The 26,251-nt window shown below is 56.4% G+C and carries 30 protein-coding genes; 27 read left to right on the top strand and 3 right to left on the bottom strand.

Going from position 1 to position 26,251, the window contains the following annotated elements; genetic code table 11:
* Window positions 1–289: 289 nt before the first annotated feature.
* From J9777_RS05445 to J9777_RS05410, 8 genes are all read left to right on the top strand, one after another.
* Window positions 290–1,159, top strand: coding sequence for an N-acetylmuramoyl-L-alanine amidase (locus tag J9777_RS05445; protein ID WP_209347738.1), 870 nt, complete (start codon window positions 290–292; stop codon window positions 1,157–1,159).
* 97 nt (window positions 1,160–1,256) lie between these two features.
* On the top strand, window positions 1,257–3,773 hold the full coding sequence (locus J9777_RS05440; protein ID WP_209347737.1) for a transglycosylase domain-containing protein: 2,517 nt from the start codon (window positions 1,257–1,259) through the stop codon (window positions 3,771–3,773).
* A 101-nt stretch (window positions 3,774–3,874) separates the two neighbouring features.
* Window positions 3,875–5,002 (top strand): peptide chain release factor 2, encoded by a 1,128-nt coding sequence (gene prfB / locus J9777_RS05435; protein ID WP_209347736.1) that lies wholly within the window; start codon window positions 3,875–3,877, stop codon window positions 5,000–5,002.
* The gene (locus J9777_RS05430) at window positions 5,002–5,754 is read left to right on the top strand and encodes a class I SAM-dependent methyltransferase (RefSeq protein WP_209347735.1); all 753 of its coding nucleotides are present in this window, start codon (window positions 5,002–5,004) and stop codon (window positions 5,752–5,754) included. Before prfB ends, J9777_RS05430 begins: the two co-directional genes overlap by 1 nt.
* A gap of 110 nt (window positions 5,755–5,864) precedes the next feature.
* Complete coding sequence (gene fabA, locus J9777_RS05425) at window positions 5,865–6,374, top strand: bifunctional 3-hydroxydecanoyl-ACP dehydratase/trans-2-decenoyl-ACP isomerase (RefSeq protein WP_209347734.1); 510 nt, start codon at window positions 5,865–5,867, stop codon at window positions 6,372–6,374.
* A 24-nt stretch (window positions 6,375–6,398) separates the two neighbouring features.
* The gene (gene fabB / locus J9777_RS05420; protein ID WP_209347733.1) at window positions 6,399–7,628 is read left to right on the top strand and encodes a beta-ketoacyl-ACP synthase I; all 1,230 of its coding nucleotides are present in this window, start codon (window positions 6,399–6,401) and stop codon (window positions 7,626–7,628) included.
* Window positions 7,629–7,711: 83 nt separating this feature from the next.
* Window positions 7,712–8,467, top strand: coding sequence for an enoyl-ACP reductase (locus tag J9777_RS05415; protein ID WP_209347732.1), 756 nt, complete (start codon window positions 7,712–7,714; stop codon window positions 8,465–8,467).
* Between the two features lie 56 nt (window positions 8,468–8,523).
* Window positions 8,524–9,165, top strand: a complete 642-nt coding sequence (locus tag J9777_RS05410; RefSeq protein WP_348631944.1) for an alpha/beta hydrolase — start codon at window positions 8,524–8,526, stop codon at window positions 9,163–9,165.
* Here J9777_RS05410 and J9777_RS05405 read toward each other — a convergent pair.
* Window positions 9,158–10,177, bottom strand: a complete 1,020-nt coding sequence (locus J9777_RS05405) for a D-glycerate dehydrogenase (protein ID WP_209347730.1) — start codon at window positions 10,175–10,177, stop codon at window positions 9,158–9,160. The genes J9777_RS05410 and J9777_RS05405 overlap by 8 nt on opposite strands.
* Before the next feature lie 105 nt (window positions 10,178–10,282).
* Here J9777_RS05405 and J9777_RS05400 point away from each other — a divergent pair, with 105 nt between their 5' ends.
* Window positions 10,283–10,750: an SH3 domain-containing protein gene (locus J9777_RS05400; protein ID WP_209347729.1), complete on the top strand. Its 468-nt coding sequence runs from the start codon at window positions 10,283–10,285 to the stop codon at window positions 10,748–10,750.
* A gap of 77 nt (window positions 10,751–10,827) precedes the next feature.
* Here J9777_RS05400 and J9777_RS05395 read toward each other — a convergent pair whose 3' ends face one another.
* Window positions 10,828–11,226, bottom strand: coding sequence for a hypothetical protein (locus J9777_RS05395; protein ID WP_209347728.1), 399 nt, complete (start codon window positions 11,224–11,226; stop codon window positions 10,828–10,830).
* A gap of 81 nt (window positions 11,227–11,307) precedes the next feature.
* Window positions 11,308–12,504: an acetyl-CoA C-acyltransferase gene (locus J9777_RS05390; protein ID WP_209347727.1), complete on the bottom strand. Its 1,197-nt coding sequence runs from the start codon at window positions 12,502–12,504 to the stop codon at window positions 11,308–11,310.
* Between the two features lie 180 nt (window positions 12,505–12,684).
* Between J9777_RS05390 and J9777_RS05385 the strand changes: the two genes are divergently transcribed.
* From J9777_RS05385 to nuoK, 18 genes are all read left to right on the top strand, one after another.
* Entirely contained in the window at window positions 12,685–14,115 is a 1,431-nt protein-coding gene (locus J9777_RS05385) for a coniferyl aldehyde dehydrogenase (protein ID WP_209347726.1), read from the top strand.
* Complete coding sequence (locus tag J9777_RS05380; protein ID WP_209347725.1) at window positions 14,112–15,413, top strand: hypothetical protein; 1,302 nt, start codon at window positions 14,112–14,114, stop codon at window positions 15,411–15,413. The genes J9777_RS05385 and J9777_RS05380 overlap by 4 nt, the downstream gene beginning before the upstream one ends.
* 116 nt (window positions 15,414–15,529) lie before the next feature.
* The gene (gene ndhC / locus J9777_RS05375; RefSeq protein ID WP_209347724.1) at window positions 15,530–15,904 is read left to right on the top strand and encodes an NADH-quinone oxidoreductase subunit A; all 375 of its coding nucleotides are present in this window, start codon (window positions 15,530–15,532) and stop codon (window positions 15,902–15,904) included.
* Complete coding sequence (locus J9777_RS05370; RefSeq protein WP_245228511.1) at window positions 15,901–16,473, top strand: NADH-quinone oxidoreductase subunit B; 573 nt, start codon at window positions 15,901–15,903, stop codon at window positions 16,471–16,473. Before ndhC ends, J9777_RS05370 begins: the two co-directional genes overlap by 4 nt.
* 1 nt (window position 16,474) lies before the next feature.
* Entirely contained in the window at window positions 16,475–17,194 is a 720-nt protein-coding gene (locus tag J9777_RS05365; RefSeq protein WP_209347723.1) for an NADH-quinone oxidoreductase subunit C, read from the top strand.
* A complete protein-coding gene (locus J9777_RS05360) occupies window positions 17,191–18,402 on the top strand; it encodes an NADH-quinone oxidoreductase subunit D (protein WP_209347722.1) in 1,212 nt (403 codons plus the stop codon). Before J9777_RS05365 ends, J9777_RS05360 begins: the two co-directional genes overlap by 4 nt.
* Window positions 18,399–18,749 carry a hypothetical protein gene (locus J9777_RS05355; protein WP_209347721.1) on the top strand — a complete coding sequence of 117 codons (351 nt, stop codon included), beginning with the start codon at window positions 18,399–18,401 and terminating at the stop codon, window positions 18,747–18,749. Before J9777_RS05360 ends, J9777_RS05355 begins: the two co-directional genes overlap by 4 nt.
* Window positions 18,742–19,410, top strand: coding sequence for an NADH-quinone oxidoreductase subunit NuoE (nuoE, locus tag J9777_RS05350; protein WP_209347720.1), 669 nt, complete (start codon window positions 18,742–18,744; stop codon window positions 19,408–19,410). The genes J9777_RS05355 and nuoE overlap by 8 nt, the downstream gene beginning before the upstream one ends.
* Window positions 19,410–19,577 (top strand): hypothetical protein, encoded by a 168-nt coding sequence (locus J9777_RS05345; RefSeq protein WP_209347719.1) that lies wholly within the window; start codon window positions 19,410–19,412, stop codon window positions 19,575–19,577. Before nuoE ends, J9777_RS05345 begins: the two co-directional genes overlap by 1 nt.
* Complete coding sequence (locus J9777_RS05340) at window positions 19,577–19,762, top strand: hypothetical protein (protein ID WP_209347718.1); 186 nt, start codon at window positions 19,577–19,579, stop codon at window positions 19,760–19,762. The genes J9777_RS05345 and J9777_RS05340 overlap by 1 nt, the downstream gene beginning before the upstream one ends.
* Window positions 19,762–19,905: a hypothetical protein gene (locus tag J9777_RS05335; RefSeq protein ID WP_209347717.1), complete on the top strand. Its 144-nt coding sequence runs from the start codon at window positions 19,762–19,764 to the stop codon at window positions 19,903–19,905. Before J9777_RS05340 ends, J9777_RS05335 begins: the two co-directional genes overlap by 1 nt.
* The gene (nuoF, locus tag J9777_RS05330) at window positions 19,902–21,197 is read left to right on the top strand and encodes an NADH-quinone oxidoreductase subunit NuoF (RefSeq protein ID WP_209347716.1); all 1,296 of its coding nucleotides are present in this window, start codon (window positions 19,902–19,904) and stop codon (window positions 21,195–21,197) included. Before J9777_RS05335 ends, nuoF begins: the two co-directional genes overlap by 4 nt.
* On the top strand, window positions 21,197–23,206 hold the full coding sequence (nuoG, locus tag J9777_RS05325) for an NADH-quinone oxidoreductase subunit NuoG (RefSeq protein WP_209347715.1): 2,010 nt from the start codon (window positions 21,197–21,199) through the stop codon (window positions 23,204–23,206). The genes nuoF and nuoG overlap by 1 nt, the downstream gene beginning before the upstream one ends.
* Before the next feature lie 160 nt (window positions 23,207–23,366).
* Window positions 23,367–24,416, top strand: coding sequence for an NADH-quinone oxidoreductase subunit NuoH (gene nuoH / locus J9777_RS05320; protein ID WP_209347714.1), 1,050 nt, complete (start codon window positions 23,367–23,369; stop codon window positions 24,414–24,416).
* A complete protein-coding gene (locus tag J9777_RS05315) occupies window positions 24,413–24,805 on the top strand; it encodes a hypothetical protein (RefSeq protein ID WP_209347713.1) in 393 nt (130 codons plus the stop codon). The genes nuoH and J9777_RS05315 overlap by 4 nt, the downstream gene beginning before the upstream one ends.
* The gene (gene nuoI, locus J9777_RS05310) at window positions 24,802–25,290 is read left to right on the top strand and encodes an NADH-quinone oxidoreductase subunit NuoI (protein WP_209347712.1); all 489 of its coding nucleotides are present in this window, start codon (window positions 24,802–24,804) and stop codon (window positions 25,288–25,290) included. Before J9777_RS05315 ends, nuoI begins: the two co-directional genes overlap by 4 nt.
* 15 nt (window positions 25,291–25,305) lie before the next feature.
* On the top strand, window positions 25,306–25,929 hold the full coding sequence (locus tag J9777_RS05305; protein ID WP_209347711.1) for an NADH-quinone oxidoreductase subunit J: 624 nt from the start codon (window positions 25,306–25,308) through the stop codon (window positions 25,927–25,929).
* Entirely contained in the window at window positions 25,926–26,246 is a 321-nt protein-coding gene (gene nuoK / locus J9777_RS05300; RefSeq protein WP_209347710.1) for an NADH-quinone oxidoreductase subunit NuoK, read from the top strand. Before J9777_RS05305 ends, nuoK begins: the two co-directional genes overlap by 4 nt.
* Window positions 26,247–26,251: the final 5 nt, after the last annotated feature.

Here is a 26,251-nt window from a genome sequence, read left to right as displayed (position 1 = left end):
AGGAGAGTGCGCATTGTGTGCGCTGCCCGGTCCGTCCACGCTACGCCGCAGCGCTGTGGCTGCTGCGAGTGGATCGGGGAGAGGCTTCTCATGTCTGCATCAACCTGTGAATGACTTGGGCGATTGCCCGAGTTCTTGTTGGTGAGTTTCTTAATTCTAAGCCGCTGAATTTCCATCCTGCGGAGTGAATAAGGCGAACCCGTTCCAACGCAGCGATTGCTAGCACCGTGGGTTTCTTACCGCAACCATATTGCGCAATGTATACGCAAGACAGTAACAAAGGCGCGCAATGTCGCTGCGTATGCAACTTTGGCTGATTTTTCTGGCACCTGTTCTGCTTATTGGCGGGCTCTATGCGCTCGGACTATCGATTCCTGTGCCGCATTTGGGGCGCGACTATGTCATTCGTCTCGCGTTGCCGGAGGCTGGCCAACCGGTTGATCTGCCCGAGATTCTGGGGCCGGAAGACCGTTCGCGTCCGCTTGTCGTCATTGATGCTGGGCACGGTGGGCATGATCCGGGAGCGATTGGCGCAGGTTACCGCGAAAAAGACTTGGTGCTGGGACTGGCACAAGCGTTGCGAGATCAGCTGGTTGAAGAGGGTGGTATTCGCGTAGCGCTCACACGGGATGACGACACATTTCTGGTTCTCGAGGAGCGCCCCGAGATTGCCCGCAGGTTGGATGCCGATCTGTTCATTTCAATCCACGCCGATTCGTCTGGTGAGGTCACCACCGTGAGCGGTGCGAGCATTTATACGCTGTCTGACGAAGCATCGAGTGAAGCTGCGGCGCGATTTGCCGAACGCGAGAACGAAGCGAGTGCGCTAAACGGTGCCGTTATCGCGGGGCAAAGTCAGGATGTTAGCAATATTCTGGTCGAATTGTCTCAGCGGCGTGTGCAGCAAAACTCGGATGAGTTCGCGCGTTTGATAACCCGCGAAGGTAACGGCATTCTCAAATTCCACCCTCAACGCCGCCGTGCTGCCGCGTTAGGGGTTTTGCGCGCTCCTGACGTGCCTGCGGTGCTATTCGAGTCAGGCTTCATCACCAATCCCAGCGATGCGGCGCGCCTATCGTCCGAGAATGGGCGCCAGCAATTTGCCGAAGTTATGGCTCGCGCAATCCGTATATATTTCGCGCGGCAAAGCACCGAATGAATCGGTAGGTAAGTGACCGAATTATCACCATCACCAGCGAGAGTGCAAAACGCTCTGGCGCTAGTCAGAATCGCCATGCTAGAGGTTTCCGCAAATTATGGCTGAGACATCGACATTTGAGAATTTGAGCTATCGCATTCGCCGCGACGCAAGCGGCGTTTGGGCTTGGTGCAAGAACAGCTGGCGCGAGAAGCGCTGGTTCCGTTGGGGCGCGGTTGCGCTCGGCATATTCCTCGCGTTGTGGCTGGTTCTTTGGATCATACTCGCTCGCAATCTGCCTGATGCGGAAACGCTGCTCGACTATGAACCGCCATTGCCAACAGTGGTGCGCGGTATTGAGGGCGACATTGTTCACTCCTATGCGCGTGAACGCCGCGTGCAATTGCAATATTCTGATTTTCCGCAAACGCTGATCGAAGCCTATCTTGCTGCGGAAGACAAAACCTTCTTCAGCCATGGCGGTATCGATGCCGGCGGTTTGGCTGGCGCGGTAATCGACTATGTCAGTAAGTTGGGGTCGGATGAGCGTGCGGTAGGCGGTTCAACCATCACACAACAGGTCGCGAAGAATATTCTGCTGACCAACGAATATTCGGTCACGCGGAAATTGAAAGAAATGATGCTGGCGCGCCGCATCGAAGGCGTGCTGACCAAACAGCAAATTTTGGAGCTTTATCTCAACGAGATTCCGCTGGGCCGCCGGAGCTTCGGCGTGCAGGCTGCATCGCGCGCTTATTTCGACAAGGATGTCGGCGATCTGGAACTGCATGAAATGGCGTTCCTCGCGATCTTGCCGAAGGCACCAGAGGTCTATGGCCGTGCGAAGAATGCCGAGAGTGCTCTGACACGGCGCAATTTTGTTCTCGGGCAAATGGCAGAGAACGAATTTATCACAGCAGCAGAGGCGGATGCCGCCAAGGCTCTCCCGTTGGGCCTGGTTACACAGCGTTCGCGTACCCGCTCGGTCGATGCAGGTTATTTCCTCGAGGAAGTGCGACGCGAGCTGATCGGTCAGTTCTGTGAAGCTGCGGATGATTGCAAGAACAGCGTCTATGGCGGCGGGTTGTGGGTGCGCACTTCGCTTGATCCGGAAATGCAGGATGCAGCGCGCAATGCTCTGCGCCGCGGCATGGTCCGCTATCACGGAAATCGTGGTTGGGGTGGTCCGATCGCAACCATCGATATGGATGCAGGCAATTGGAGCGGGCAGCTTGCCAGCTCATTCCTGGGCATAAATTACGAGGGCTGGCGTGTCGGTGTTGTGACAGAGCGAGAAGGCGGTTCTGCGAAAATCGGCTTTTCTGATGGCGAGGAAGCGCCGCTGACTAACTTGCCAAACGCGTTGAAGGCTGGCGATGTTATTGCGGTCGAGCAATCGGGCAATAGCTTCCGCGTGCGTACGCTTCCCGGCGTGTCTGGTGGCTTCGTCGCGCAGGACCCGCAGACTGGCCGCGTGCTGGCCATGCAAGGCGGTTTTGATAGTCGGCTTGGTTCTTTTAATCGCGCAACCCAGGCCAACCGCCAGCCGGGCTCGACGATTAAGCCGTTCGTCTATGCGACGGGTCTTGATAATGGGATGACTCCAGCGAGCGAAATCCCCGACCAGACCTACTGTTACTATCAAGGTTCCCGTCTCGGCGAGAAGTGTTTCCGCAACTCAGGCGGTGGTGGTGGTGGTCTCCACACTATGCGTTGGGGGCTCGAGCAATCGCGCAACCTGATGACCGTTCATATCGCGATGGAATCAGGAATGCCCAAAGTCGTCGATATGATCGAGAATGTCGGTATTGGCAGCTACGAACCTTATCCGGCGTTCGCGCTGGGTGCGGGCGAGACTACTGTGATGAAGATGGTCAGCGCTTACTCTGCGCTCGCCAATCATGGGCGTCTCAACCAGCCGACGGTTATCGACTATGTGCAAGATCGCCGTGGCAAGGTGATTTACCGCGCGGATAAGCGGGCCTGCAATGGCTGCAATATGCCCGAATGGGATGGTGGAGCCATGCCGCGTATAGCACCAGGCGGCGAACAAGCGCTCGATGCGCGTACCGCGTTCCAGACCGTGCATATGCTCGAAGGTGTTGTAAAACGGGGCACTGGCACAGCGCTACGTAGCCTTGGTCTTCCAATGTTCGGCAAAACCGGCACGACCACAGGTCCAAAGGACGTTTGGTTTGTTGGCGGCACGCCCGATGTGATTGCAGGCGCCTATATCGGCTATGACACACCGCGTAATCTGGGCGGCTATGCGCAGGGCGGCACGGTCGCTGCGCCGATTGTTCGCCAGTTCTTTAGCGAAACCAAGGAGCGCATGAGCGGTGATCCGTTTGTAGCGCCCGCCGGTGTGCGAATGGTGCGCGTGGACCGTATCTCGGGCAAGCGTGTGTTCGACGCGTGGCCCGGTAGCGATCCCAAAGCGAGCGTGATTTGGGAAGCTTTCAAGCCTGATACCGAACCACCGCGGATTACTCGCCGTGATGAGATCGAGAGCAAGCGCAAAGAAATCATCGCGCTGATCAAGCAGGGCTCTGCAGCGCAGGGTGAGCAGGCAACGGCGTCTTCTAGGGAAGAAGCGCCGGAGGACTTTGTCGAAGATCAAGGTGGTATCTATTAGCCATCCTGTGCCCCCGCTTACTGTGCTGCTTAACTTTACAAACCTCATCTGTCCGCTAAGCGGACCGCGAATGCTGGGCCTACCCTTGGGAGAATAATGTCATGCGTGCCGAAGGGCAGGCCAATATCGAACGGATCGAAGCTGCGCTGCAGTTGGTGCGGATGTCGCTTGATTGGGAGCGCGCTTTGCGCCGCTTGGACGAGCTTAATGCGCGTGTCGAAGACCCGACTCTGTGGGACAATCCGAAAGAGGCCGAGAAGATTATGCGCGAGCGCCGCGTGCTCGAAAGCGGTGTCGGCACGGTACGCGAAATCTCCTCCGAAATGGCTGACGCGATTGAATTCATCGAAATGGGCGAAGCTGAAGGCGATGAGGACATCGTCGACGATGGTCACGCCAGCTTGCAAAAGCTTGCCGACCGTGCTGATGCAGACAAGGTTCAAGCACTGCTCGCGGGCGAAGCTGATGGCTATGACACCTATATCGAGATTCACGCAGGTGCCGGCGGTACAGAAAGCCAGGATTGGGCCGAAATGCTCCAGCGGATGTATTCGCGCTGGGCCGAAAAGCGCGGCTACAAAGTCGAAATGGTTGACTACCACGCCGGCGATCAAGCTGGCATCAAATCGGCAACTTTGCTGGTCAAAGGCGAGAATGCTTACGGTTATGCCAAGACCGAAAGTGGTGTTCATCGCCTCGTTCGGATCAGCCCATATGACAGCGCTGCGAAGCGGCACACGAGCTTTAGCTCGGTCTGGGTGTATCCCGTCATCGACGATGATTTTGAAGTTGATATCAATGAAGGCGATCTGAAGATCGACACTTACCGCGCCTCGGGCGCGGGCGGACAGCACGTCAACACGACCGACTCTGCGGTACGGATAACGCACCAACCCACGGGCATTGTCGTCGCCAGCCAGAATGACCGTAGCCAGCATAAGAACCGCGCAACCGCGATGAATATGCTGAAAGCGCGTCTCTACGAAAAAGAGATGGCTGAGCGTGAAGCGGCTGCGGGTTCGGAGTACGAATCCAAGACCGAAATCGGTTGGGGCCACCAGATACGTTCCTATGTTTTACAGCCTTACCAAATGGTCAAAGATTTGCGCACTGGCGCGACTTCAAGTTCGCCGGGCAATGTCCTTGATGGCGAGATTGACGAATTTATCTCGGCTGCGCTGGCGCAACGTGTTACCGGTGAAACGGTAGACGTGGAGGATGTGGAATAATGCGCGGCGCGGTTGTGGCATTGTCGATTATTGTGGCGGTTGCTGGCTGCAAGCCGACCGTCGACGAGAGTGATCGCCCAGAAACTGCGCGTGCGTTCCCTCTGCCAGATCGCCCGGTATCCGATTTGGGTTCGAATGAATTCTCGACCGAGACCGCGCGTGATGCGGCGGGCGAAGCGGAAACCGTTATGGACCTTGCGGAGATCGAACTCGGCACGACTGTCGCCGACATCGGCGCAGGCGAGGGGTATTACACCGTTCGTTTGGCCAAGCGGGTCGGCGCAGAAGGCCGTGTGCTTGCGCAGGATATCGATGAGGACGCGCTTGAGCGCCTCGGTAACCGGGTCGAGAAAGAGCGGTTCGACAATGTCTCGATAAAGCTAGGCGCGCCTGACGATCCGCGACTGCCCGAGAAAAGCTTCGACCGGATTTTTCTCGTCCATATGTATCATGAGGTGCAGGAGCCCTATGCGTTCCTTCATCGTCTATGGCCCGCGCTGAAAGAGGGCGGCCAAGTGATTGTGGTCGATGTTGATCGGCCAACCGATCAACACGGTATCGATCCGCTGTTGCTATCCTGCGAGTTCGAGCGAGTTGGTTTTGAGCTGGTCACATTTAAGGACCGACCCGAACTGGCTGGCTACTATGCCCAGTTTAAGGCAGCGGCCACAAGGCCGGAACCACAAGACATCAAACCTTGCCGTGGGCCAGAGCTTGGCGCTGCGGATGGAGCAAGCAACGTAGCAAAATAGGCTGTGTGAACGAAATCAACCTAAAATGGCTGTGCGTTCTTTCCCTCCTGAATGCACGGTGCTAGTCGCAATCACGCGTAATTCGTTACAACCAAGGAGTAATGCCGGGAATGACCGATTTTCCAACCAGCTTTGACCGCGAGGACCTGTTGAAATGTGCGCGCGGCGAGTTGTTCGGCCCTGGCAATGCTCAATTGCCCGAACCGCCGATGCTCATGATGGACCGGATCACCGATATTTCAGGCGATGGGGGCGAGCATGGCAAAGGCCATGTCGTGGCAGAATTTGATATCAATCCCGACCTCTGGTTCTTCGACTGTCATTTTCCCGGAAATCCGATCATGCCCGGCTGTCTCGGATTGGACGGCCTATGGCAGTTGACTGGCTTCAATCTCGGTTGGCGCGGATGGCAGGGGCGCGGCTACGCGCTGGGCGTCGGCGAAGTCAAACTGACCGGTATGGTACGCCCTGACCGAAAAATGCTCACATATTTCGTAGACTTCACCAAAGCGGTACAAACCCGTCGTTTGACTATGGGTGTGGCCGATGGCCGGGTCGAGGTCGACGGAGAAGTCATCTATCAGGTCAAAGATATGAAAGTCGCCCTTTCCGATGCTTAGTCGGTCAGGGGCGTGAGAGAAACTATGCGTCGCGTTGTCATCACTGGGCTGGGGATCGTATCCTCGATTGGAAATAATCAGGCGGAAGTGCTTGCTTCGCTTAAGGCGGGCAAGTCGGGTATTACCTTTAACGAGGATATGGCCGAGCATGGTTTCCGTTCGCAGATTGCAGGCGCAATCGACCTCGATATTAAAGAACATGTCGATAAGCGTACCCTGCGCTTCATGGGCCCAGGATCTGCATATGCGCACATCGCCATGGGTCAAGCAATCGAAGATGCAGGCCTTGAAGAGCAGGATGTCGTCAACCCGATGACCGGCGTAATTGCTGGGTCCGGTGGCCCCTCAACCTCGGCAATGCTCGCAGCGCACCAAATCGTTCTTAAAACGGGTGCGACCAAGCGTATTGGACCATTTGCGGTGCCAAAGACGATGTCCTCGACCGTAAGCGCCAATCTGGCGACCGCGTATAAGATCAAGGGCATGAACTTCTCGATCACCTCGGCATGTTCGACCTCGCTTCACTGTATCGGGATGGCCGCGCAGCAGATTGCACTGGGCAATCAGGATGTGATGTTTGGCGGTGGCGGCGAAGAGTTGGATTGGACTCTGTCTTGCCTGTTCGATGCGATGGGCGCGATGTCGAGCAAATATAACGACACGCCAGAGAGAGCCTCCCGCGCGTTCGATGCAGACCGTGATGGATTTGTCATCGGTGGAGGGGGTGCGATCGTGGTGCTGGAAAGCCTCGAGCACGCACAAGCGCGCGGTGCCAAGATTTACGCGGAAGTGACTGGGTTCGGTGCCACTTCTGATGGCGCTGACATGGTTGCCCCATCAGGAGAGGGTGGTGAGCGATCAATGCTCAGTGCGCTTCGGACGCTCAGCGAAGACCGCACAATCAGCTACATCAACGCGCATGGAACATCTACGCCGGTTGGCGATGTCGGAGAGATTGAGGCGGTACGCCGCGTCTTTGGTGATGGCGCGACTCCTCCGGTCAGCTCGACCAAGTCCATGACCGGGCACAGCCAAGGAGCAACTGGCGCACAGGAGGCTGTCTATTGTTTGCTGGCGCTGCAAAACGACTTCATCATTCCGTCAATCAATGTCGAGACGCTTGATCCGGCGTTGAAACCGCAAGAGATCGCCACTGCACTGGTTGAAAACGCAGGGCTTGATACGGTGATGACCAATAGCTTCGGCTTTGGCGGGACGAATGGGACGATGCTGTTGTCGAGATTCCATGGGTAGAACGTAACCCGATTTTGAGGCCAAAGTGCCGCTATGTGAGGTGTTGCAAGATGGGCGTGTTATCGGGAAAACGAGGCTTGATCATGGGCGTTGCCAATGATCGGTCAATCGCCTGGGGGATAGCCAAGGCTTGTGCTGAGGCGGGAGCAGAGCTCGCATTCACCTATCAGGGCGACGCTTTCGGAAAGCGTCTGGAACCACTCGCGCAAAGCATAGGCTCCGATTTCATGGTCGACGTGGATGTGACCGATGACGCCTCGCTGGACGCAGCCTTTGGTGCGTTGCAGGAGCGGTGGGGGAGGCTCGACTTTCTTGTCCACGCCGTGGCCTTTTCGGATAAATCTGAATTAACCGGGCGTATCCTCGATACGTCGCGGGCAAACTTCAAACAATCGATGGATATTTCTGCATATAGTTTCATCGAAGTGGCGCGCCGCGCGCATCCGATGATGGTCGAGAATGGCGGGACGCTGTTGACGCTAAGCTATATGGGTTCAAATCGGGTGACGCCGAATTACAATGTTATGGGCGTTGCCAAGGCGGCGCTGGAATCGGCTGTTCGCTATCTTGCCAATGATCTTGGTCCTGAAGGCATCCGCGTCAACGCGGTCAGCCCGGGTCCGATGAAAACTCTCGCAGGGTCGGCCATTGGCGGTGCGCGCAAAACGTGGAAGCATACCGAAACGAACGCGCCGCTGCGTGCTAACGCCACGCTGGAGGCAGTGGGCGGTACTGCGGTCTATCTATGCAGTGATGCCGGTGCATGCACCACAGGCGAGATCATCCGCGTAGACGGCGGTTTCCACGTACTGGGTATGCCACAGCACGACAATTTGTAGACTGGCAATTTGTGAAGGCGCCGTCGCTAAGATACTCGCTTGGAGAATTGCTTGCGGTGCCGAAGGTTTTGGTCACGCCGTTCAGACGGCCGGTCGCCGCATCGAAAATTGCAGATGGCGAACCTGCGCTGGTCATCCCTGGAATGATGTCAGGCGATCAGGCAACCGCCCTGTTGCGCAAATCGCTTCGCAAAGCTGGCTTTGATGCCCAAGGTTGGGGCGTTCGCGTGAATACCGGCATCAGGCAAGACTACATGGCCTGCGCTGAACAGCGACTGGTTGAGATGACCGAGCACTGTCCAGCGATGATCATCGGTTGGAGTCTTGGTGGAATATACGCTCGCGTTCTGGCGCAACGGCATCCAGAATTGGTATCAATGGTGGTGACGCTCGGTTCACCGTTCTCCGGCAATCGACATGCAAACCGCGCTTGGCGTCTCTACGATGCGATCAACGATCACACGGTTGAAAATCCGCCATTCGACGAAGACCCGGCTCAGAAGCCATCGGTTCCGACCGTTGCAATCTGGTCGGAGCATGACGGTGTTGTTGCTCCCGAATGTGCACGTGGTCAGGTAAGCGAGTCCGACCGGCGATATGCGGTCTCGGCAAAGCATTTCGAGATGGGTTCATCGCGCAAAACGGTGAAAGAAATACTGGCCATTATCGCCGATGCGCGAGCGCAATTGGCTAGCTGACCAACGCGTCCAGAACCTGATCCGGCGGTCTGTGCCCATCGGCCCACATACGGATGTTGGCGATGACTTTCAGGCCTGAGGCCTCGCGACCTTCGGCGGTTGCGCTACCGATATGGGGGAGGGTCATAACATTCGGGTGTGCTAGCAAACGTTTGTCGACCTTCGGTTCGTCAGGATAGACATCCAGACCGGCGCCCGCCAGTTTGCCGCTTTCAAGCGCTGCAACCAGCGCTTCTTGATCGACCAGATCACCACGCGCTGTGTTGATCAGGCAGGATCCGTCCTTCATCAGATCGAACCGACCGGAATCGTAGAAACCGATGGTCCGCTCTGTCGCAGGGCAATGGAGTGTCACAATGTCCGATGCGGCGATCAGTTCGTCTTCATGCTCGAAGAATTCTGCGCCAAGCATGGTTTCGACGGCGAGCGGAAGCCGATGCCGGTTGTGATAGGCAGTTTTGAGACCGAAGGCGCGGGCGCGGTGGGCAACCGCTTGGCCGATCCGGCCCATGCCGATGATACCCAGCGTTTTGCCGCCCAGTTGACGGCCCAGCATTCCAGAAGGTGCCCAACCGGTCCACTCGCCGCGGCGGACCAATGCAACACCCTCACGCACCCTTCGCGGCACGCCGATGATCAGAGCCATGGTGAGGTCAGCGGTATCGTCGGTGAATACGCTCGGCGTGTTGGTCACCATAATGCCGCGATCGCGCGCAGCCTTCAGGTCGATATGATCGGTTCCGGCACCGAAGCTTGCGATTAGTCCGAGCCGCTCACCGGCTTTGGCAATCAAATCGGCATCAATACGGTCGGTTACCGTCGGCACGATCACATCGGTGTCCTGCATCGCCTCGACGAGCTGCTCGCGAGAAAACGGAGTATCGCCTGAATTCAGCGACGTATCATATAACTCGACCATCCGCGCTTCGACCGATGGCATCAATTGGCGAGTGACGACGACCTTTGGAGTGCCGTCGACCCGCCGCGTCGCTGTGTCATTACTATTGGGCATACTGAAGTCGCTAGGACGGGGCAGGGCGAAGCGTCAAGCGTGAAGCATTCCGAAGGTTAAGATGACTGCTTGTGGCATGACCTGCGAACGCGTTAAGAAGCTATCATGAAGTTTCGGATTCTCCCTATCATTATGGTCGCAGCTTTGGTGTCCGTTCCTGGGCAAGCGCAAAAGCGCGAAACGCCGTATTGGGCTACCATCGACACGTCGGAACTGAACATGCGTGTCGGACCCAGCCGTGAGTATAAGATCGAGTGGGTTTATAAGCGTGACGGATTGCCGGTGAAGGTCGTGCGCGTGGCTGAAGGTTGGCGTCTTGTGCGCGATTCCGAAGGGACTGAAGGTTGGGTCAGCGGCAACCTGCTCAGCGCCAATCGCGGTGCTGTTGTTGTCGGAGAAGGCGTGGCGGCGATGCGTGATGCGCCCGCTGATACTGGCAAACTGAAGTGGAACGCGGCCGTTGGTGTTGTCGGTTCGCTTGGCAATTGTTCAGCCGGATGGTGCGAGTTCGACGTGGGCGGCCGAGAGGGCTGGATCAAGCAAAACAGGATATGGGGCGCGGGTGAACCGTAGGGTTCTGTTTCAATCGTTAAAGCACAAAAAAGGGCGGCAAAAGTGCCGCCCTTTTCGTAGGTGGTTGAAGCGCTAGCTTATTCAGCAGCAGCTTCCTCAGCGCGCTTCATAACAGTCACTTCGGTGCCGTCATCAGCGGTCGCTACCCAGCTGCCGTCTTCGGCTGGTTCGCCATCGGTATAGCATACAGGAGCAGAGCCTTCTTCAGCCGAGTTGAAGCAGGTTTGATCGTTGACCATTGCAACCGTACCGCGGCCAACTTCTGTTTCACCATCATAGTTCACAAAGTTGCCGTCGGCGTCGATGGTGGTGGTGCGCTTGGTGCCATCGGGATAGGTCGCATCATAGGTTCCCGCCATGCTTTCTTCTTCAGCAGGTGCCTCTGCGGTCACTTCGGCATCAGGCTCAGCAGGGGCTTCACCTTTTGAGCAAGCAGCAAGAGCGACACAGCTAGCGAGTACGATCAGTTTTTTCATAATATTCCCTCCATGAAACGAAGCGCGCTAGGTACCACCAATCAGTCCGGTATCCGAATCAAAACCGTAAGTGGCTGGTTCTTAGGCCATTTCGACAGCGATAGCGGTTGCTTCTCCGCCACCGATGCACAAGCTTGCCACGCCGCGCGTCTTACCCTGCTTCTTCAGAGCATTGAGCAAGGTCACGATGATCCGTGTCCCGCTGGCGCCGATGGGGTGTCCCAGAGCCGTGCCGCCGCCGTTGATATTGATCTTGTCATGCGGGATGCCGATGTCGCGCATCGCGAACATGGCAACACATGCGAAGGCCTCGTTGACTTCCCAGATATCGACATCGTCAGTGGACCAGCCAGCTTTTTCCAAGACAGAATTGATCGCCCCGATTGGCGCGATGGTGAACTCTGAAGGCTCCTGAGCGTGAGCGGCGGTCGCGACGATGGTGGCAACCGCTTCCTGACCTTTTTCTTCAGCAACACTCTTGCGAGTCAGAACAACCGCGGCAGCACCGTCCGAAATCGAGCTCGAAGTGGCTGCTGTGATCGTCCCATCCTTGGCGAAAGCGGGGCGAAGTGTCGGGATCTTATCCGGACAACCGCGACCTGGAGCTTCGTCGGTGTCGACCACTGTGTCGCCGCGGCGGGTACTGATCGTCACCGGAACAACTTCGTCGGCAAACGCGCCGCTTTCGATGGCAGCATTGGCGCGGCGAAGCGACTCGATCGAGTACTCGTCCATTTCCTCACGAGTCAGTTGATATTCGTTGGCGGTATCCTGAGCGAAGGTGCCCATTGCGCGGCCTTCTTCGTAAGCATCCTCAAGGCCGTCTAGGAACATATGATCATAGGCAGTGTCATGCCCGATCCGCGCGCCCGAGCGGTGCTTCTTGAGCAGGTACGGCGCATTGGTCATGCTCTCCATACCGCCTGCGATTGCCGTGTCGATGGAACCAGCAGCCAGAGCCTCTGCGCCCATGATGACCGTTTGCATGCCCGAACCGCAGACCTTGTTGACTGTGGTGGCTTGAACTGACTTTGGCAGACCAGCCTTCAACGCAGCTTGGCGGGCAGGGGCTTGACCCAAACCGGCAGGAAGCACGCAGCCCATGTAGATGCGGTCAATTGCATCGCCCGATACGCCCGAGCGCTCCACCGCAGCCTTCACCGCTGTCGCGCCCAGTTCTGTTGCCGACGCATCGGACAATGCGCCTTGCATGCTACCCATCGGTGTACGGGCATAGGACAAGATAACAATTGGGTCGGCGGCAGAGAATTGGGTCATGGGATGCTTTCCAGTTAGGGGTATCGTTGCCAAGTGACCTAATGTTGCAGCGCATCAAAATCAATCGACATAGCTATGCGACGGATTCACTTTGCAAGTCAGCGTGGTCATTCGGGCTTGTCATTCGCTGCACACTCCGCGACAATCGGTGGCAAATAGATACCAATGGAGAGAGACATAATGGCCGCCGACAAAAAAGCTGAAATGGAAGCAATCCTGAAACTGCAGCGCGATGCTTTCACCGCCGCGCGCCCGGAAGATATCAGCGTGCGCAAAGATCGCATCAAACGCGCCATGTCTTTGGTAAAAGATCACGGCGAAGAGTTGTGCAAAGCGATGAGCGCCGATTTCGGTAATCGCAGCGTAGATATGGGCATGATGACCGATATCGTCAGCTCGGTGAATTTCGGCAAATATTGCCTCAAGCACATCGACAAATGGTCCAAGGCTGACAAGCGTAAGGTTACGTTTCCGCTGGGCTTGCTGGGCGCTAAGGCAGAGGTTCGTTACGAGCCCAAAGGTGTTGTCGGTATTCTCAGTCCGTGGAATTTCCCGGTTCAACTGACATTCAATCCGCTGATGCAGATTTTGGCCGCCGGCAACCGCGCGATGATCAAGCCTTCGGAGTTCACTGAAGCGACTTCGGCAATGATGGAAAAACTGGTCGGCGAATATTTCTCGCAAGATGAAGTCGCGGTCATTACCGGTAGCCCCGAAGTGGCTCAGGCGTTCTCATCACTGCAATTCGATCATCTGCTGTTTACCGGTTCGACCGCAACGGGTCGCAAAGTGATGGAAGCTGCGGGCCGAAACCTAGTGCCTGTAACGCTTGAACTTGGCGGCAAATCACCGGTCATTTTGGGGCGTAGCGCTGATCTGGAAAAAGCCGGTTCGCGCGTAGCGATGGGTAAAATGATGAACGCCGGGCAGATATGCCTTGCGCCCGATTACATGATCGTACCCGAAGACAAGGAAGAGGCTGCCATCGCTGGCGTCCAGCTTGGCGTACACGAACAATACCCGACATTGCTCGACAATGAGGACTATGCCTCTGTCGTCACCGACCGCCATTTTGACCGACTGCAAGGCATGGTAGCGGACGCAAAGGCGAAGGGTGCGGATGTGATTGAGGTCAATCCGGCAGATGAAGACTTCTCCAACTCCAACGGCCGCAAGATGCCGCTGACGATCCTTCGCAACGTCACCGACGATATGGAAGCGATGCAGGAAGAGATTTTCGGCCCTGTGCTGCCCGTCAAAACCTACAAGGATGTTGGCGAGGCGATTAATTATGTGAACCAGAACGATCGCCCGCTTGGCTTGTATTACTTCGGCGAGGACAGCGGCGAGCGCGAGCAGGTCTTGAAACAAACAGTTTCCGGCGGGGTGACTGTGAACGACGTGATCTTCCATATCTCGATGGATGATCTGCCGTTTGGCGGTGTCGGACCCTCGGGCATCGGTTCCTATCATGGGCCGGAAGGCTTCAAAGAGTTCAGCCACGCGCGGTCGGTCTATCAGCAACCCAAGATCGATGTGGCGAAACTGGCGGGCTTCAAGCCGCCCTATGGCAAAGCCACCAAGAAAGCGATTGCGACGCAACTGAAATGATGCGTGCGGCGGCAGGCATCGCAGGCGTATTGCTGCTGTCAGCATGCGCCTACGCACCGCCGCCTAAGCCGGTTTCGGCCGCAGGCGCGGGTTCGACGGTTTCGCCCGCCTCTGTCTGGCGCAAAGTTGATGCTGAAACGGGCAAGATTGCCGACCTAGCGGGCCTGCAGGAATTGGCGGAAGCGTTTCCGGATAGCTCTTCGGTCCGGCTGAGGCTGCTTCGACATCATGCCGGAGCCAAGAACATCGCCGGTGCCGTGAAAGAAGCGATGTGGCTTGCCGAAAGGGGCTACTCGTTCAGCGATGCGGCGCGCGCGCAAATCCTGGAAATGGCAGGTGATACCGCTATTGCCGCAAAGCTGGGCAGTATGCTGGACCGGAATTCTGGTCCAATTGCCGCAAGCTCCTTGGCGGCTACCATCCCTGCCGATGCCCTCTTGGTGGAGGGCGTCGCGATTGATCCACAGACAGGTTTACTCGACGCCACCTCGGTTGTTTCGCGAAAACTCCACCGACAAAGCGCCGATGGCTCGTGGGGCGTAAAAGATCTGTCCAGAAATGGAAGATTGGAACCACAGAGCTTAAGCGGGATAGCATTTGATCCGTCGGGTACACATCGCTGGATTGCAGCCGGAGCCCTTGGAATGACGCCGAAAGAAGGTGCCTACCATGTCGGCGCCTACCATACGGAGCGGCACGCCGAAACGACGACAATTTCCCGGCTGCGCGCACCGGAAGACGTCAATCTTTCCGACGTGACAGTTGCCGATAGTGGCACTGCATATTTCAGTGATCCAGTAGGTGGAGGCGTGTATTTTGCAGAGCCATCGTACCGCTACATAAACACTTTGATTGAGCCCGGACAATTTCGTTCGCCGCAGGGTCTGGCCACGAGTATCGATAGTAGCAAACTCTACATCAGCGATTATCGTTACGGTATCGGCGTGTTTGATTTTCAGACCATGTCGGTTCACCGGCTGTCGGCACAAGCCCCAATGATTCTAGACGGCATTGACGGGCTTTGGCGGTATGGCAACCGGCTGATAGCTGTCCAGAATGGAACCAATCCAATGCGGATTGTCTCGATAGAATTATCGCCAGATGGAATGAGCGCGACCAATCTCACAGTTCTGGAGCAGGCCCATCCTGCTTGGACCGAGCCGCTTGGTGGTAGCATTCACGACGGTGCGCTGTACTACGTCGCGAACGGCCAATGGGACCGTTTTGGCAAAGGCGGCGCCCTCATTCCGGACAAACCGCCAATCCCGACTCAAATACGACGACTGCCGCTCGATTGACACATTGTGCAAAACGCACGGGTTTTCGCCAATTTTGCACCTTATGCCCCCTTGCGAAGCGCGGGGCAGAGGACTAGGGCGCGGCTTATCTTTTGAAGCTGATAGAGTGTGGCGCTTTGTTCGACCCCTTGGAATATCTTCCGATCCTGATCTTCATGTTCATTGCATTGGGAATCTCGGTGCTTTTTGTGTTTCTCCCAATGGGCGTTTCGCGCCTTACAGGTGTGCACGAGCCGACCACCGAGAAGAACAGCGAGTATGAGTGCGGCTTCCCCGCTTTCGAAGACCCGCGCAGCCCGTTCGACGTGCGTTTCTATCTCGTTGCGATTTCGTTCATTCTGTTCGACCTTGAGGCAGCGTTCCTGTTTCCTTGGGCGGTTAGCCTTGAATACACCGGCTGGGCTGGCTGGACGGCAATGATGGTATTCCTCGGCATTCTGGCCATTGGCCTTGCCTATGAATGGAAGATGGGGGCTCTGAATTGGGAATGAGCAATCAGCAGATACCTTTAGCCGAGCAAAGCTCGCTGCTTCCGACGGCACAGGGTGGTGAAGTTCGCCAGCCCGACGCGGATTATTTCAACGCGCTGCAAACAGAAGTGAATGACAAGGGTTTCCTTGTCACCAGCACTGAGGACCTGTTTGAATGGGCGCGGACCGGTTCATTGTGGTGGATGACTTTCGGCCTCGCATGCTGTGCGGTCGAGATGATCCACGTGAACATGCCGCGCTATGATATGGAGCGGTTTGGTGTGACCCCGCGCGCTTCCCCGCGTCAATCGGATGTGATGATCGTCGCCGGTACGCTGTGCAACAAGATGGCACCGGCGCTGCGCAAAGTGTACGATCAGATGTCCAACCCGAAATATGTGATTTCGATGGGCAGCTGTGCCAATGGCGGTGGCTATTATCACTACAGCTACAGCGTAGTTCGCGGATGTGACCGGATTGTGCCGGTTGATATCTACATTCCGGGCTGCCCTCCGACAGCAGAAGCTCTGCTTTACGGTGTGATGCAGTTGCAGCGGAAAATCCGCCGTAGCGGGACGATTGAGCGCTAAGATGGCTGTCCTTCACTCCGCTCCGAAATATGCCAGCAATGATGGTATGCTCGATACGCTTTCGAAGGCGATGGGCGTGCATCTGGTTGATGCCGCCGAAGCGCATGGCGAGTTGCTGTTCACGGTTAAACGCGACAGTATCGAAGATGTGCTGCGTTTACTGCGTGACGAGCATCAGTATCAGCAACTTATGGAAATTGCCGGTGTCGACTATCCGGATCGTGCAGAGCGGTTCGAAGTCGTTTATATGCTGCTGTCAGTCACCAAGAACCACCGTCTGATGGTGAAGCTTTCGACTGACGAGAGCACCGCTGTGCCAACCGTCACAACGCTATGGCCCAATGCCGGCTGGCTCGAGCGTGAAGTGTTCGACATGTATGGCGTTCTGTTCGACGGCAACACCGATCTTCGCCGCATTCTGACCGATTACGGTTTCGAAGGGCATCCCTTCCGCAAAGACTTCCCGCTCACCGGCTACACCGAGCTGCGTTATTCCGAAGAGGAAAAGCGGGTGGTGTATGAGCCGGTCAAACTCGCGCAGGATTTGCGCCAGTTTGACTTTATGAGCCCGTGGGAAGGTGCGGAGTATGTGCTTCCGGGCGATGAAAAGGCGGAAGAACCACCGGTTGATACGCCAAAAACGACGGACAGTCCGAAAGACACTGGCGCCGGTAAAAAGGCGACGAAGAAAGCCGCCAAACCATCAGGAGACGCGAAATGAGCATGCAGCTCGAAGAATCGCTGACCACTGACGGCGAAGTCATCTCCAACTACACGATCAATTTCGGTCCCCAGCACCCTGCGGCGCACGGCGTTTTGCGGATGGTGATGGAGCTTGATGGCGAGATCATCGAGCGCGTCGATCCGCATGTGGGCTTGCTTCACCGCGGCACTGAAAAGCTGATTGAGCATAAGACCTATCTGCAGGCGCTGCCCTATTTCGACCGTCTCGATTACTGTTCGCCGCTCGCGCAGGAGCATTCCTATGTGCTCGCGATTGAGAAGTTGCTCAATATAGAAGTGCCAGAGCGCGCGCAGTATCTGCGCGTGCTGTTCGCCGAGCTGACCCGCATCTGCAATCACATGCTCAATATCGGTGCGCATGTGATGGATGTCGGCGCGATGACGCCGAATCTGTGGGTGTTTGAGCTGCGCGAGGATTGCCTCAACTTCTTCGAACGCGCGTCCGGTGCACGAATGCACAGCGCGTATTTCCGGCCCGGCGGTGTCCATCAGGATGTGCCGTTGAAGCTGTTGACCGATATTGGTGACTGGGTCGATGGCCGCCTGCCGGAACTGTTCGGCGATGCGATGAGCCTCGTGATCGACAACCGCATCTTCAAACAGCGCAATGTCGATATCGCTCTGGTGAGCAAAGAAGATGCGCTGGCTTGGGGCTTCTCCGGCCCGCTGATCCGTGCGGCGGGTATTCCATGGGATCTGCGCAAATCGCAGCCTTACGAAGTGTATGACCGGATGGATTTCGACATTCCGGTTGGCACCAATTCCGATTGCTATGATCGTTTCATGGTTCGCGTGAAGGAAGTGTACGAGAGCGCGAAGATCATCAAGCAATGCCTCGCAGAAATGCCCGAAGGCCCGATTGCCAGCGATGATCGCAAAGTCTCCCCGCCAAAACGCGGCGAGATGAAGCAGAGCATGGAAGCGCTGATCCATCACTTCAAACTCTACACAGAGGGCTTCCACGTCCCGGCGGGCGAAGTCTATGTTGCGACCGAAAGCCCCAAGGGTGAGTTTGGCGTCTATCTGGTGAGCGACGGCAGCAACAAACCATACCGCTGCAAAATCCGCCCGACGGCCTTCAGCCACCTGCAAGCTATGGAATTTATGAGCAAAGGCCACATGCTGCCTGATGCCACCGCGATTCTTGGCGCGATTGATGTGGTGTTCGGGGAGTGTGACCGGTGAGTTTGCTCGCGGCTCTCATATTAACTTCGGTGGCACATAGCTCTGATCCACAAATTGCAGCTGCGGAGCGGTTGGTTGAAGCTATTGTCGGTGGGGTCGAGCTGGAGGTTTCCGACTTCACCAAATCTGCCAGCGGCGAGAGCCGTGGTGCGCTCGAGAAGTTTGCGTCTTGCACGCCGCGCAGCCCGTTTCGTGGGGCAAGCGATCCGTCCACAGTCTACATATTGTGGAGCTGTAAAGGTGTTTCGCGTAGAACTCCGCCCGGTATTTCGTTGTCATTCAAAGGCGAGAAGATTTCGTTGATTACGTTACATAACGCTGATCTGATTGGACATTCCGATGGCTGATCGTCACATCGCACCCGATACGCCGGAACTGCGCGAGCGCTGGGACTCTTTTGCTTGGACAAAAGAAAACGCCAAGAAGGCGGACTGGCATATTGCCAAATACCCTGAAGGTCGCGCCAAATCGGCGGTGATGCCGCTGCTCGATCTGGCGCAGCGCCAGGTGGGTGAGGAGACCGATACGCAGGGCTGGTTGCCGCTGCCGGTGATCGAATATGTCGCTGCCTATATCGATGTGCCGGTTATTCGCGTACTCGAAGTCGCGACCTTCTATTTCATGTATAACCTTGTTCCGGTGGGTAAATTCCACGTGCAAGTGTGCGGCACCACGCCGTGCATGCTACGCGGATCGGACGACATTATCTCTGCCTGCAAGAAACGCGGGATGGAGAAGGGCAAAGTGTCCGAAGACGGCCTGTGGACGCTGACCGAAGTCGAATGCATGGGCAATTGCGCGACTGCGCCAATGGTTCAGATCAATGATGGCAATTACGAAGATTTGACCGTCGAACGCCTTGATGCGGTGCTGGATGCACTCGCTGCGGGCGAAGAGCCGAAAGAGGGCACGCAAGAGCCCGGTCGTCACACATCCGAGCCTTCGGGCGGGCCGACTACGCTCAAAGAAATGGTCGACGCCAATCACGATTATCGGGGAGACTGGTAATGAATGGCGGCATTCTCGCGATACTTTTTGCGGCGGTCTTATCGGTCGCAATCGGTGCATATCTGTCTTTCGGAGAAGGGCAGTCTAGCGGCGCAGTGTTTATGGGCGTTGGAGCGGTGTTTTTCTCGCTGGCTGCTATTCGTATGTCGAAAAGCAAGGGCGCGTGATGGGCATCCGCACCATCCTCTACGCCATTTGCGGCCTCGCGAGTTTCCTCATCGGCGCATATAATGCGTCAGCTGGTGAGCGGACATTGGGCATCGCGCTGATGGGTATTGGCTTGCTGTTCCAAGTGCTCGCACTGCGCGGGATCAGAGCGGCCCGTCACCAAAGCTCACCAGGGGACATGTGATGGAAATCGGCACGATTATCATCGCCATTATTCTGGTCGTAATTGCGTGGAAGGTTTTGATGGGCCTGATCAAATTCGGCGTCATCGCATTGATCGTGGTGGGCGCCATTTACTTCGTTTCGCAAGGAGGGCTGCCACTATGAGCCTTCAAGACAAAGACCGCATTTTCACCAATCTGTACGGCTTCCAGGACGCTGGCCTTAAGGCTGCGAAGAAGCGCGGCGATTGGGACAATACCAAAGCGCTGATCGCGCGCGGCAATGATGCTATCATCGACGAGATGAAAGCATCGGGTCTGCGCGGGCGGGGCGGGGCTGGTTTCCCGACCGGCCTGAAATGGTCGTTTATGCCGAAAGAGAGCAAAGACGGTCGGCCGAGCTTCCTTGTCATCAACGCCGACGAATCCGAGCCGGGTTCGTGCAAAGACCGCGAGATTATCCGCCATGATCCGCACAAGCTGATTGAGGGCGCGTTGGTCGCCGGTTTCGCGATGCGTGCGCGGGCTGCCTATATCTACATTCGCGGCGAATATATTCGCGAAGCTGAAGTGCTACAGAAAGCCATTGATGAGGCAAATGCTGCCGGTCTGATCGGCAAGAATGCTAGCGGTTCCGGCTACGACTTCGACGTGTTCATGCACCGCGGTGCAGGCGCTTACATTTGCGGTGAAGAAACCGCGATGATCGAAAGCCTTGAAGGTAAAAAAGGCCAGCCACGCCTGAAGCCGCCATTTCCGGCGGGTGCGGGCCTCTATGGTTGCCCGACCACAGTGAACAATGTCGAGAGTATCGCGGTTGTGCCGACGATCCTACGGCGTGGCGCAAGCTGGTTCTCAAGCTTCGGCAATGAAGGCAATCACGGCACGAAACTGTTCCAGATCAGCGGCCATGTCGAAAAGCCATGCGTCGTCGAAGAGGAAATGAGCATTCCTTTCCGCGAGCTAATTGAAAAGCATTGCGGCGGCATCACTGGCGGGTGGGACAATCTACTGGCTGTAATCCCCGGTGGCTCTTCGGTTCCGTTGGTTCCGGCGAAGGATATTATCGACGCGCCGATGGATTTCGATGGTCTGAAGGCTGTCGGGTCTGGCCTCGGTACTGCAGCGGTTATCGTGATGGACAAATCCACCGATATCGTCCGCGCGATCAGCCGGATCAGCTATTTCTACAAGCACGAAAGCTGCGGCCAGTGTACGCCATGTCGTGAAGGCACTGGTTGGATGTGGCGGATGATGGAGCGCCTGCGCACTGGTGATGCAGCTATCGAAGAAATCGATATGTTGCAACAGGTTACCAAGCAGGTTGAAGGTCACACAATCTGCGCACTTGGCGACGCAGCCGCATGGCCGATCCAGGGCTTGATCCGGCATTTCCGCCCTGAACTTGAACGACGTATCGAAGAGCATAACGCGCAATTCGCGGAGGCTGCTGAATAATGCCTAAGCTAACCGTAGATGGACAGGAACTCGAAGTCCCTGAAGGCGCGACTGTCCTTCAGGCTTGTGAGCTTGCGGGCAAAGAGATCCCGCGCTTCTGTTATCATGAACGGCTGAGCATTGCCGGCAATTGCCGCATGTGTCTGGTCGAAGTGAAGCCTGGACCGCCTAAGCCGCAGGCTAGCTGCGCGCTGCCGGCTGCCGAAGGCCAGGAAATCCGTACCGACAGCGAGATGGTGAAAACCGCGCGCGAAGGCGTGATGGAATTTCTGCTGATTAACCACCCGCTCGACTGCCCGATTTGCGATCAGGGCGGCGAATGCGACCTGCAAGACCAGTCCATGGCCTATGGTCGCGGTGCAACGCGCTATGACGCAAATAAGCGTGCGGTGACCGAGAAATATATGGGCCCGTTGATCAAGACGGTTATGACCCGCTGCATTCACTGTACTCGCTGCGTTCGTTTTAGCGAGGAGATCGCTGGCGTGGACGAAATCGGCGCGCTGTATCGCGGCGAAGATATGCAGATCACCACCTATCTTGAACAGGCTGCGGCGCACGAACTGAGCGCCAATGTGATTGATCTGTGCCCTGTTGGTGCGCTCACCTCGCGTCCTTACGCATTTGAAGCGCGTCCGTGGGAGCTCAAGAAGACACTGAGCATCGACGTGTCCGACGCGGTTGGCGCGAATATCCGTCTCGATAGCCGTGGGCGCGAAGTTATGCGCGCGCTCCCCCGCATCAATGATGATGTGAATGAGGAATGGCTCAGCGACAAAGGCCGCTATCAAGTCGATGGCTTGACCAAGCGCCGTCTCGACAAAGTTTTCATGCGCAAGCGTGGTAAGCTGGCTGAATCCAGCTGGGACGAGGCGTTTAAGGCCATCGCCAAAGCCAAGCCGGGCAAGAATGTCGCTGCAATTGCGGGCGATATGGTCGATTGTGAAACGATGTTCGCGGCCAAAGCGCTGCTGGGCGCGATGGGTAGCAAACTGCTCGAAGGCCGCCAGACCGGCATGGATTATGATGTGTCGAACTTGGCTGCGGTCAATTTCAACACGACCTTTGCTGGTATCGAGACCGCTGATGCGATCCTGATCGTGGGCAGCCACGTTCGCTGGGAAGCGGCGCTGGTCAATGCCCGTATTAGAAAGGCTGTGAAGAACGGCGCACAAGTGTTTGTGGTCGGGCCTAAATGGGAAACCACATATCCTGCGACCTTCCTCGGCGAAGATCTGTCTGTCCTAAACCGTATTCCCAAAGCGCTTGGCGATGCGATGAAGAAGGCTGAACGGCCGGCGGTTATCCTCGGCGGTGCTGCACTGGCGCAAGGTGCGCTCGGTGCTGGCCTCAAACTCGTCGATAAGTTCAAGCTCGTCAAAGATGGCTGGAATGGCTTCAACGTGATGCACTTCTCTGCTGCACGGATGGGCGGGTTGATGCTCGGCTACGCGCAGAAAAACGGCATGGCGGATGTCGTCAAAGCGAAACCGAAAGTGGTGTTCTCTCTGGGCGCGGATGAAATGGATTTCGAGCCATTTGTCGACGCGCTGAAAGTCTATATCGGCCACCACGGTGATAAAGGCGCGCATGCCGCGGATATCATTCTGCCAGCGGCGTCCTATGCCGAGAAGGATGGCACTTACGTCAACACTGAAGGCCGCGTGCAATTTGCCGAAAAAGCCGTGTTTGCGCCCGGCGATGCGCGCGAGGATTGGACTATCCTGCGCGCGCTGGCGGATGCTTTGGGCGTGAGCGTTGGTTTTGACAGCTTTGCCGAATTGCAAGCCGCGATGATCAAAGCTGTGCCTGCACTGGGCGAAGAAGGTTTGGCCGATTTTGGCGATCTTCCGAAAGCGGACAGCAAGGCCAAAGCGGAAGGAACGATTGCGGCCTATCCGATCAAGGATTTCTATCTGACCAATCCCATCGCCCGCGCCAGCGCGACGATGCAGCAATGTTCTGCAGAACTGATCCACGGTGAAGAACTGGCGGAGGCGGCGGAATGAATGTGCTGATACTCTTTGGAGGTGCTTTGGCTTTCCTTATTGTCTTGATGCTGCTGTCGACGTTCGCTCCATCTTTCATGGGAAAGTTGGGCCGGGGGCCGAATTCTGAATCGTCTAATGGCGGTGGCGGCTCGTACAGCGAAGGCGGGGACTGCGACTGATGACCGAATATTTCCAATCCTTCGGCATGAGTTACGAATTTGCGTGGTTCACTGCGACCATCGCAGGTATTCTGCTGATTGCGCTGCCGCTGATGCTGGCAGTTGCGATGATTATCTATGTCGACCGCAAGGTTCTCGGCGCGATTATGATGCGGCGCGGGCCCAATGTGGTTGGTCCGTTCGGTTTGCTGCAAAGCTTTGCCGACGGCTTGAAAGTCTTCCTGCAGGAAACGATCATTCCCTCGGCGGCGAATAAGGGCCTTTTCCTGCTCGCGCCGATTATCACGTTCACCGTGGCACTCGCTGCATGGGCGGTGATTCCGTTCAACTCCGGAGCGGTGCTGGCGGATATCAATGTCGGATTGCTCTACGTTCTCGCGGTGAGTTCGCTGGGTGTATACGGCGTGGTTATCTCGGGCTGGGCGTCCAACTCCAAATATCCGTTCTTCTCCGCGATGCGCGCCGCTGCTCAGATGATCTCCTATGAGGTCTCTATCGGCTTCATTCTGGTGTGTGTAGTGCTGTGGGCAAACTCGTTTAATCTCAACGATATTATCGTGGCGCAGAAGGGGCACGGGCTGGGCTTCGTGAATGCCTTTGCGTTTAATCCGCTGCTGTTCCCACTCTTCGTGATGTTCCTGATCTCTGCCATGGCAGAGACGGCGCGTGCACCATTCGATCTGACCGAGGCTGAGTCCGAACTCGTCGCCGGTTATCAGACCGAATATAGCTCGATGTCCTTCGCACTGTTCTGGCTCGGCGAGTACGCCAACATTTTGCTGATGTGCGCGCTATGTGCGATCCTATTCTTCGGCGGGTGGTTGCCGCCGGTCGAGTGGGAACCGCTCTACGCAATACCGGGCTGGATATGGCTGTTCGGGAAGATGTTTGTCTTCTTCTTCATCTTCAGTTGGACCTGGGGAACCGTGCCCCGGTACCGCTATGACCAATTGATGCGCCTTGGCTGGAAAGTGTTCCTGCCGCTGAGCCTGCTGTTCGTATTCCTGATCTCCGGATATCTGATGTTGACGAGGTATGCGCCGCTATGAGCATTCTCCTAGCCACAGCCGCAGCTGCTGCGATGTCCGGCACGACATTCGATTGTCGCGCTGAGACAGCCTATCTGACTGTGTTCGCACCTTCCGAGGAAGCTACTGCGGCACATCGCGGCAATGTGTTGACGCTATACAAAGTTACCGGCGATGGTGAAGTGTTGGCGAAGGACCGCAAGATCGCACAGGTCTTCGATTCTCTACCGACCAACCTGTATATAAAACTGACCGCACCCGAGTTTAATGTCGATTTGGACATTAGTGATCTCGATACAGACGCTGGTACAAGTTCCATTGCGATCAAGGGTACCACGCCTGATGGCGAAACTATGGAAATCAAGGGCACATGCTCCGTGGCAACAGCCAGCGGAGGCGAGGCATCATGAGCACTCTAGCACATCTCATTAAATCGTTCACTCTGTGGGAAATCGTCAAGGCGCATATGCTGACCTTGAAGTATTTCTTCAAACCCAAAGTGACGATCAATTATCCGTTCGAGAAGAACCCGCTTAGCCCACGTTTCCGCGGTGAGCATGCGCTACGCCGCTACCCCAATGGGGAAGAGCGCTGCATCGCCTGTAAGCTGTGTGAGGCGGTGTGCCCGGCGCAAGCGATCACCATCGAGTCAGAACCGCGCGATGACGGTTCGCGTCGCACCACGCGCTATGACATTGATATGACGAAGTGCATCTATTGCGGTTTCTGCCAAGAAGCGTGCCCAGTTGATGCCATCGTCGAGGGACCGAATTTCGAATACGCAACCGAAACACGCGAAGAATTGCTGTACGACAAAGCGAAATTGTTGGCCAACGGGGACAAGTGGGAGCGCGCACTGGCCGCTAACCTTGAAGCCGATGCGCCGTACAGATAGGGGCCGCGCGTAACAATGATCCAAACACTCGCCTTTTACCTGTTCGCGCTTCTTGTGATCGCCAGTGGCGTGTTCACAATTACCGCGCGTAACCCGGTGCATTCCGTGTTGTGGCTTATCATGGCATTCTTCAATGCGGCAGGCCTGATGGTCCTTGTTGGCGCGGAGTTTATCGCGATGCTGCTGGTCATCGTTTATGTCGGTGCAGTCGCGGTGTTGTTCCTGTTCGTAGTAATGATGCTCAATATCGACTTCGCCGAGATGCGGGCCGGTTTCATCAAGAATTTCCCACTAGGAATCGCGATTGCGCTGGTGCTTCTGGCCGAGCTGGTACTCGGTATCGGAGCTTACAAAGCAGGTGCCTTGGAACTCGGTGTAGCTGACGGGTCTGCTGCACCGATGATTGGCGAGAGCAATATCACCTCGCTCGGTACACTGCTCTACAGCAAGTACATCTTCCTGTTCGAAGCTGCTGGTATCATTCTGCTGGTGGCGATGATTGGCGCGATTGTGCTGACGCTTGAGAAAAGCGCTGCGGATGTTCGCGGCCAGCAAGACATCGGCAAACAGAACCGCCGCCGTCCCGAAGACGCGACCGAAATGCAGAACCCCGAAGTGGGCAAGGGGGTCGAGCTATGACCAATCTAGGTGGTATCGCTATCGAGCACTTCATCGTGGTCAGCGCGATCCTGTTCGTGCTCGGCGTGTTGGGCATTTTCCTCAACCGGAAGAACGTGATCATCATTCTGATGGCGATCGAGTTGATCCTGCTCGCGGTGAACATTCAATTGGTCGCTTTTAGCGCGTTCTTGAATGATCTGACCGGGCAAGTGTTTGCGATGTTCGTGCTGACCGTCGCTGCGGCAGAAGCGGCTATCGGGCTTGCCATTCTCGTCATCTATTTCCGTGGCCGCGGCACTATCGCGGTCGATGATGTCAACCGGATGAAGGGATAAGCACC

Source organism: Pontixanthobacter sp. CEM42 (assembly GCF_017812015.1).
GTDB lineage: Bacteria > Pseudomonadota > Alphaproteobacteria > Sphingomonadales > Sphingomonadaceae > Pontixanthobacter.
Note: the sequence above shows the minus strand (reverse complement) of the source record. Positions and strands in the feature narration are given on the sequence as shown.

What these genes read in the sequence shown, in the direction of transcription:
- J9777_RS05445 (WP_209347738.1), top strand. Translation starts at nt 290, where the DNA reads ATGTCGCTGCGTATGCAACTTTGGCTGATTTTTCTGGCACCTGTTCTG.
- J9777_RS05440 (WP_209347737.1), top strand. Translation starts at nt 1,257, where the DNA reads ATGGCTGAGACATCGACATTTGAGAATTTGAGCTATCGCATTCGCCGC.
- prfB (WP_209347736.1), top strand. Translation starts at nt 3,875, where the DNA reads ATGCGTGCCGAAGGGCAGGCCAATATCGAACGGATCGAAGCTGCGCTG.
- J9777_RS05430 (WP_209347735.1), top strand. Translation starts at nt 5,002, where the DNA reads ATGCGCGGCGCGGTTGTGGCATTGTCGATTATTGTGGCGGTTGCTGGC.
- fabA (WP_209347734.1), top strand. Translation starts at nt 5,865, where the DNA reads ATGACCGATTTTCCAACCAGCTTTGACCGCGAGGACCTGTTGAAATGT.
- fabB (WP_209347733.1), top strand. Translation starts at nt 6,399, where the DNA reads ATGCGTCGCGTTGTCATCACTGGGCTGGGGATCGTATCCTCGATTGGA.
- J9777_RS05415 (WP_209347732.1), top strand. Translation starts at nt 7,712, where the DNA reads ATGGGCGTTGCCAATGATCGGTCAATCGCCTGGGGGATAGCCAAGGCT.
- J9777_RS05405 (WP_209347730.1), bottom strand. Translation starts at nt 10,177, where the DNA reads ATGCCCAATAGTAATGACACAGCGACGCGGCGGGTCGACGGCACTCCA.
- J9777_RS05400 (WP_209347729.1), top strand. Translation starts at nt 10,283, where the DNA reads ATGAAGTTTCGGATTCTCCCTATCATTATGGTCGCAGCTTTGGTGTCC.
- J9777_RS05395 (WP_209347728.1), bottom strand. Translation starts at nt 11,226, where the DNA reads ATGAAAAAACTGATCGTACTCGCTAGCTGTGTCGCTCTTGCTGCTTGC.
- J9777_RS05390 (WP_209347727.1), bottom strand. Translation starts at nt 12,504, where the DNA reads ATGACCCAATTCTCTGCCGCCGACCCAATTGTTATCTTGTCCTATGCC.
- J9777_RS05385 (WP_209347726.1), top strand. Translation starts at nt 12,685, where the DNA reads ATGGCCGCCGACAAAAAAGCTGAAATGGAAGCAATCCTGAAACTGCAG.
- J9777_RS05380 (WP_209347725.1), top strand. Translation starts at nt 14,112, where the DNA reads ATGATGCGTGCGGCGGCAGGCATCGCAGGCGTATTGCTGCTGTCAGCA.
- J9777_RS05370 (WP_245228511.1), top strand. Translation starts at nt 15,901, where the DNA reads ATGAGCAATCAGCAGATACCTTTAGCCGAGCAAAGCTCGCTGCTTCCG.
- J9777_RS05365 (WP_209347723.1), top strand. Translation starts at nt 16,475, where the DNA reads ATGGCTGTCCTTCACTCCGCTCCGAAATATGCCAGCAATGATGGTATG.
- J9777_RS05360 (WP_209347722.1), top strand. Translation starts at nt 17,191, where the DNA reads ATGAGCATGCAGCTCGAAGAATCGCTGACCACTGACGGCGAAGTCATC.
- nuoE (WP_209347720.1), top strand. Translation starts at nt 18,742, where the DNA reads ATGGCTGATCGTCACATCGCACCCGATACGCCGGAACTGCGCGAGCGC.
- J9777_RS05345 (WP_209347719.1), top strand. Translation starts at nt 19,410, where the DNA reads ATGAATGGCGGCATTCTCGCGATACTTTTTGCGGCGGTCTTATCGGTC.
- J9777_RS05340 (WP_209347718.1), top strand. Translation starts at nt 19,577, where the DNA reads ATGGGCATCCGCACCATCCTCTACGCCATTTGCGGCCTCGCGAGTTTC.
- J9777_RS05335 (WP_209347717.1), top strand. Translation starts at nt 19,762, where the DNA reads ATGGAAATCGGCACGATTATCATCGCCATTATTCTGGTCGTAATTGCG.
- nuoF (WP_209347716.1), top strand. Translation starts at nt 19,902, where the DNA reads ATGAGCCTTCAAGACAAAGACCGCATTTTCACCAATCTGTACGGCTTC.
- nuoG (WP_209347715.1), top strand. Translation starts at nt 21,197, where the DNA reads ATGCCTAAGCTAACCGTAGATGGACAGGAACTCGAAGTCCCTGAAGGC.
- nuoH (WP_209347714.1), top strand. Translation starts at nt 23,367, where the DNA reads ATGACCGAATATTTCCAATCCTTCGGCATGAGTTACGAATTTGCGTGG.
- J9777_RS05315 (WP_209347713.1), top strand. Translation starts at nt 24,413, where the DNA reads ATGAGCATTCTCCTAGCCACAGCCGCAGCTGCTGCGATGTCCGGCACG.
- nuoI (WP_209347712.1), top strand. Translation starts at nt 24,802, where the DNA reads ATGAGCACTCTAGCACATCTCATTAAATCGTTCACTCTGTGGGAAATC.
- J9777_RS05305 (WP_209347711.1), top strand. Translation starts at nt 25,306, where the DNA reads ATGATCCAAACACTCGCCTTTTACCTGTTCGCGCTTCTTGTGATCGCC.
- nuoK (WP_209347710.1), top strand. Translation starts at nt 25,926, where the DNA reads ATGACCAATCTAGGTGGTATCGCTATCGAGCACTTCATCGTGGTCAGC.